The organism is Tychonema sp. LEGE 06208, assembly GCF_015207505.1.
In the GTDB taxonomy this organism is placed as follows: Bacteria; Cyanobacteriota; Cyanobacteriia; order Cyanobacteriales; family Microcoleaceae; genus Microcoleus.
On the sequence record NZ_JADEWT010000187.1, the window covers coordinates 1 to 5942 of the forward strand.

Consider the following 5942-nt stretch of genomic DNA (forward strand, 5'->3'; position numbering starts at 1 on the left):
GCGGTTGGGTGCGGTGTGGTCTGGGGGGTCTGGTGTGGGGTTCTATTCTCTCGCGTCGAGACTTGTAGACTGTAACATCTAAGCATTTCTGGCTTTCATTAAGATTTATAACAAAAGCTTGGTTAAAAACCACGAAACCATGCGCTGTCTAAATTTCCGATACCTGGCACTGACCGGACTGAAACTCAAATGTTCCGAATTAACGCTAAGGTTTGTATTAAATGAAATCATGGAAGTCCAACCGAGAGAAATTCAAACCTATGAAACCTTAGAGGGAAAAATCCCTTTTGAAGAGTGGCTTGATTCTTTGCGCGATCGCCAAGGAAAAGCTAAAATAAAAGGTAGACTTCAGCGAGTTGCTCTTGGTAATTTAGGAGACTGTAAATCAGTAGGAGAGGGAGTTTCCGAGTTAAAAATTGACTACGGCCCAGGCTACCGGGTTTATTTTGGAGAAAGAGACTCAACTATTGTACTGCTTCTCTGCGGTGGAGATAAAGGTACCCAAGATCGAGATATTCGCAAAGCCAAAGAATACTGGATAGAATTTAGGAGTAGAAACGATGCCTAAAACTCATAGCTACCATGACTATCTGATTAAATCTCTCCAAGAAATTGAAGAAGCTGCTGCTTATATTCAAGCAATTTTAGAAGAAAACGAACCGGAATCTGAACTTTTATTGACAGTCCTCAAAGACGTAGTTAAATCTCAACATAAACTCTCTATAATGACGGAAGGCGAACAACAGAATTGGGAGAAACTTCAGGAATTGTTGAAAGCATCAGGGGGAGAAGAGATTTACCGATTTATTGGTTTGCTTAAGACTTTAGGATTAAAGACAGAGATTGCAGTTAGTCAAGGTGAGACTCCAGACGCATCAATGTTAGAATCCTCATCTCGCGTCTAGACTTGTAAATTGTAACATCTTACCAAATTACTAAATAGTAGAAACTAGCTATTTTTTTATTTGCTGTAATAATAGCAGCTTGATTTCTTTTCGCCAACAGCAGATAAACACAGATGAACGCAGATAAAATTCTATCGGCGTTCATCGGCGTTTATCGGCGGTTAAAAAAAACATTTCTATTGTTACTCCAACTCATCACAAATCCGCGCAAAAGCCGCCACCGGATCGTCGGAAGCTGTAATCGGCCGCCCAATTACCAGATAATCCGCACCTGCTTTAAATGCCGCTTTTGGAGTCATCGATCGTTTTTGATCGCCCCCATCGGCCCATTTCGGACGCACCCCCGGACAAACCAACAGAAAATCATCCCCGCAACTCATTCTTAATTGTTCTGCTTCTTGTGGAGAACAAACAGCACCGGCTAAACCTGTTTCCTTGGCTAACAATGCCATGTGCAAAGCATATTCTGGCAACTCTAAAGGTATTTTAAGCTCAAAAGCCAACTGTCGGGAATTCAAACTCGTTAGCAGCGTAATTGCAATCAATTTAGGAATTGGTTTATCGACTGCGGCCGCCCCTTCTACTAAAGCTGACTGTGCCGCTTTCAAAGCATCTTTACCACAGGTAGAATGGATAGTCAATAAATCCACATTGTACTTAGCAGCAGCCCGACAAGCACCAGCTACAGTATTTGGAATGTCGTGAAATTTCAAATCGAGAAAAATCCGCTTTTCCCGCTGTTTTAAAATTTCCAAAATCCCAGGCCCGGAGCTCACAAATAGCTCTAAACCGACTTTCCAGAAAGATACATCGGGGAGTTTGTCAATCAGGGCGATCGCCTCTTCTTGACTCGAAACATCCAAAGCAACAATAATTCGATTATCAGCGTTCATCAGCGTTCATCTTCAGTATTCATCTGCGGTTAAAAAAGAGATTCAAGACACCAATCGCACAAACTTATTCTTCCCAACTTGCAAAACTTTACCGCATAATTCTGCCGGTGATTCAAAGGTAAAGTTAACATCCGAAACTTTGTCGCCCTCTAACTTCACTCCACCGCCCTGCATCAACTTCCGCGCCTCACCGCTGCTCTTGCAAAGCCCGCTAGCACTAAGGATATAAAACAACTTAGCCGGAAACTGCACGTTTGCCAAGGAAAACTCGGCCACAGCATCAGCTTGTCCCGCCGCACCTTTGATTAGCGCGATCGCATCTTGTTGGGCCCGATCGCCCGCTGCTTTCCCCCAATACTGACTTACCACATCCACAGCTAAAAGTTTCTGTTTGTCGCGCGGATTTTCTGGCAATTCATCAAGCGGCAAATTTGTCAAGAGTTCAAAATACTGGGCGATCGAACTATCGGCAATTTTCTCCAACTTAGAATACATCGTCAGCGGGTCTTCCGACAAACCTACATAATTATGCAAAGACTTCGACATCTTCTGCACCCCGTCAGTCCCCAGCAAAATCGGCATCAGCAAACCAAACTGCGGTTTCATCCCAAAATGCCGCTGCAAATCTCTCCCCACCGCAATATTAAATTTTTGGTCAGTTCCCCCTAACTCCACATCCGCTTCCAAAGCCACGGAATCGTAACCCTGCATTAGCGGATACAGAAACTCGTGCAGGTAAATCGCATTTTCCTGCTGTATCCTGTTGTCAAATCCCTCTTTAGCGAGCATCTGCTGCACCGTCATCGTCCCCAGCAGTTCCAAAATCTTCGCCAAGTCCAATTTGGACAACCACTCGGAGTTGTAGCGAATTTCCAAGCGTCCGGGCGTGTCAAAATCGAGAATCGGACGCACTTGGTCTAAATAAGTCTTGGCATTTTCCGCCACTTGTTCCTCTGTCAACTGCGATCGAACTTCAGATTTCCCTGTCGGATCGCCAATTCTTGCGGTAAAATCTCCGATGAGTAGTACCGCTGTATGTCCTGCGTCCTGAAAAGCTCTCAGCTTGCGGACGCAAATGCTGTGTCCCAGGTGAATTTCGCTCCCTGTGGGGTCAATTCCGAGTTTGACTCGCAACGGGCGATCGACTTTTGCCAGCAATTGGGCCAGATTTTCGTCAGGGTTGCTAGAATCAGGTCGATCGGGAAAAATCTCGCTGATGCCGCGGTAAAGCGCTGAAAGGTTAGGAGTTATCATAAGCGATCGGAAACCATAATATTTTGCCGGTCTTAGCGGAATCAGTTAAACTCACTGATTCACGCATACAAACACACTTATCAAGCTACCATAATCCCAAAGCGACCCAGCTTTTCTTGGCTAACCCCGCCCAAAAACACCTACCAAGCCCCCGACAACAGTCGCGGCGAACCCCAAATTTTAGACAAAGAGTTCAAACTCCCAAATTCATCCGCAGCAAGTAAATCTAAAATCTAAAATCTAAAATCTAAAATCGACTGACAGCCTCCAGAGTTCGCATCTAAAATTACAAATCTTAAGCCCAAAATCGAGTGAGGAAGTGAAATCCACGTGTCAACTAACGCAGTCCGCAAACATACGGAAAACTCAGCCCCTGTATTCGAGTTTGTTCAGTCAGTCAGCAAAGTGACCGCCGGAACCATACTCAGCATCACAATGCTAGCCAGTTCCGTAGTCGCTGGCGGACTGGTTGGCCTAGCGATCAGTTTCCGCAATTTGCCAGATGTTCGCATCTTGCAAACCTACTCTCCTACAGAAACTACCCACATTTACGACATCAACGGCAAGCCCCTAGCCAGCATCCACGACGAAGCTAACCGGGATGTAGTACCCCTCGACCAAATCTCTCCGAACCTGAAACGAGCTGTAATGGCGATCGAAGATAGCAACTTCTTCACCCACAAAGGCATCAACCCTGGCGGCATAGCCCGAGCTCTCATAGTCAACCTAGAGAAAGGTAGAACCGTTGAAGGCGGATCCACTATGACAATGCAGCTAGTCAAAAACTTGTTTCTCTCTCCCCAGTCAAAATTTAGTCGCAAGATAGCTGAAGCGGTAATGTCTATCCGCTTGGAGCAAATTCTCAACAAAGACCAAATTCTGCAACTATATCTGAATCAAATCTACTTAGGTCACAACTTGTACGGCGTAGAGACAGCCTCTCGAAGCTATTTCAACAAGTCAGCCAATAATCTGACCCTTGCAGAAGCAGCCATGCTCGCCGGCTTAATTTCCGCCCCAGAAGAATACAGTCCTTTTGTCAATTACAAGTTGTCAAAAGAACGGCAGGAAACGGTTTTAAACCGGATGAAAGAGCTCAAATGGATTACGGCGGCGGAAGCCGATACCGCCAGAGCGCAAAAAATTAAGCTCGGCAAAATTACCTCCTTTGGCGGCTCTAAAGTTCCTTACGTCACGCAAGCCGTAGTGCAGGAACTGACTAGGCGTTTCGGGCGAGATGCAGTCGTCAAGGGAGGAATGCGCGTTCAAACCACGATCGACCTCAAAATGCAGCGCATAGCCGAAGAAACCGTCAAAGCGTGGCACGATCGACTTTCTTACCAAGGACTTTTTTACAGCCGCGAGGAAGGTCAAATTGCCCTAGCCGCCGTCGATCCCCGCACCCACTTCGTCAAAGCAATGGTTGGTGGCGTCGATTACGAAAAGAGTCAGTTCAACCGCGCCATTCAAGCACGCCGCCAGCCCGGATCTTCTTTTAAACCTTTTGTCTACTACGCTGCCTTTGCTAGCGGCAAATACACCCCCGACTCAATTGTCTACGACTCCCCAGTCGGCTACCGCGATGGCGACGGCTACTACTACCCTCAAAACTACGGCGGTGGCTTCTCCGGTGCCGTCAGCATCCGCAGAGCTTTGGAATCATCGCTCAACGTTCCCGCCGTCAAGCTCGGCCAAGAAGTAGGATTGAATAAAGTAATTGAGGTTTGCCGCACCCTCGGCATCAGAAGTCCGATGGAACCGGTGATTTCTTTACCATTAGGTGCCGTTGACTTGACTCCCTTAGAAATGGCAGGAGCTTTTGCTACCTTCGCCAACAACGGCTGGCATTCAGACACCACATTTATCGTCCAAGTCACTGACAGCAGCGGCAACGTCCTGCTCGACAATACGCCCAAACCAAAACCAGTTCTCAACGCCTGGGCCGCAGCATCTGTCAACAGCGCCCTCCAAGGAGTAATTAACAGCGGAACGGCAAGGGCGGCCCAACTCGGCCGACCGGCTGCTGGGAAAACTGGTACAACTTCCTCAGAGCGGGATATCTGGTTTGTGGGTTACGTGCCGCAGTTGTCGGTTGCTGTCTGGATGGGCAACGACAATTACGCACCGATGAGCTACGGTGCTACCGGCGGTGGGATTGTGGCCCCTGTTTGGCGAGATTTTATGAGCCAAGCTTTGCAAGGCGTTCCCGCAGAAAGTTTCAAACCTGCTTCAGCTTTTGAGCGGCCTTAATTATTAGTGATTAATCATTAGTCATTAGTCAGTCAACAGCGATGCTCTGAGCGAAGCCGAAGGGTCAACAATCATAAGGTCAACAGTCAACAGTCAACTGTTGACCTTATGATTGTTTTTCCAGTTCAGATTTCATCCGCTCCAGCGTTGAGTTCATTTGCTCAAACATCTGCTGGGGCGTGATGCCAAATTGATTGAGCTGTGTTTTTAACTGCTCTACAGTCATCTGAGCCATGAAGTCCTCAGACAGCTCGAAGCGCTTCATAAAAATTCGGTAGCGCTCCATCATTGATTCCATCTGCGCGATAAACATTTTCTTGCCTTCGCGATCGAATTTGCCGTAATTCCCGCCTAGTTGGATGAGAGATTGATAGTCTTCAAACAACAGCTTGGCTTCTTGCTGAACAATTTCTGAATCAAAAAATCCCATAGCTTTCCTAATTTTTAATATGCAACTAATTTTGATCTAGGCGAAAAATTCCGCTGCTTTTTCTACTATTTTATCAGTTACTGGAGGAAGTCCCTACCCCTCAAGGCACAAGAATCAGTAGCAATTTCCGTACAGCAGACGGGGAGAGTGGGAGAGGGGGAGAGTGGGAGACGGGGAGAGTGGGAGATAGGGAGAGTGGGAGAGTGGGAG

6 protein-coding genes are annotated in these 5942 nt (G+C 46.8%); 3 read left to right on the forward strand and 3 right to left on the reverse strand.

Annotation, left to right across the window (positions count from 1 at the left end; translation table 11 throughout):
* Positions 1 to 229 precede the first annotated feature (229 nt).
* Complete coding sequence (locus IQ263_RS27390; protein WP_194071202.1) at positions 230 to 568, forward strand: type II toxin-antitoxin system RelE/ParE family toxin; 339 nt, start codon at positions 230 to 232, stop codon at positions 566 to 568.
* A complete protein-coding gene (locus tag IQ263_RS27395; protein ID WP_194071203.1) occupies positions 561 to 905 on the forward strand; it encodes a helix-turn-helix domain-containing transcriptional regulator in 345 nt (114 codons plus the stop codon). Before IQ263_RS27390 ends, IQ263_RS27395 begins: the two co-directional genes overlap by 8 nt.
* Positions 906 to 1087: 182 nt before the next feature.
* On the opposite strand, the gene pyrF is transcribed toward IQ263_RS27395, so the two are convergent.
* Together pyrF and tyrS are read right to left on the reverse strand one after the other, a co-directional pair.
* Positions 1088 to 1798: an orotidine-5'-phosphate decarboxylase gene (gene pyrF / locus IQ263_RS27400; protein ID WP_194071204.1), complete on the reverse strand. Its 711-nt coding sequence runs from the start codon at positions 1796 to 1798 to the stop codon at positions 1088 to 1090.
* Positions 1799 to 1840: 42 nt separating this feature from the next.
* The gene (gene tyrS / locus IQ263_RS27405; RefSeq protein ID WP_194071205.1) at positions 1841 to 3052 is read right to left on the reverse strand and encodes a tyrosine--tRNA ligase; all 1212 of its coding nucleotides are present in this window, start codon (positions 3050 to 3052) and stop codon (positions 1841 to 1843) included.
* Between the two features lie 330 nt (positions 3053 to 3382).
* Here tyrS and IQ263_RS27410 point away from each other — a divergent pair, with 330 nt between their 5' ends.
* Positions 3383 to 5302: a transglycosylase domain-containing protein gene (locus IQ263_RS27410; RefSeq protein WP_194071206.1), complete on the forward strand. Its 1920-nt coding sequence runs from the start codon at positions 3383 to 3385 to the stop codon at positions 5300 to 5302.
* Positions 5303 to 5408: 106 nt separating this feature from the next.
* On the opposite strand, the gene IQ263_RS27415 is transcribed toward IQ263_RS27410, so the two are convergent.
* Positions 5409 to 5732: a DUF1825 family protein gene (locus IQ263_RS27415; protein WP_194065282.1), complete on the reverse strand. Its 324-nt coding sequence runs from the start codon at positions 5730 to 5732 to the stop codon at positions 5409 to 5411.
* Positions 5733 to 5942: the final 210 nt, after the last annotated feature.

Coding starts and splice junctions, on each gene's coding strand:
- IQ263_RS27415 (WP_194065282.1), bottom strand. CDS start 5,732: ATGGGATTTTTTGATTCAGAAATTGTTCAGCAAGAAGCCAAGCTGTTG.
- pyrF (WP_194071204.1), bottom strand. CDS start 1,798: ATGAACGCTGATAATCGAATTATTGTTGCTTTGGATGTTTCGAGTCAA.
- tyrS (WP_194071205.1), bottom strand. CDS start 3,052: ATGATAACTCCTAACCTTTCAGCGCTTTACCGCGGCATCAGCGAGATT.
- IQ263_RS27395 (WP_194071203.1), top strand. CDS start 561: ATGCCTAAAACTCATAGCTACCATGACTATCTGATTAAATCTCTCCAA.
- IQ263_RS27390 (WP_194071202.1), top strand. CDS start 230: ATGGAAGTCCAACCGAGAGAAATTCAAACCTATGAAACCTTAGAGGGA.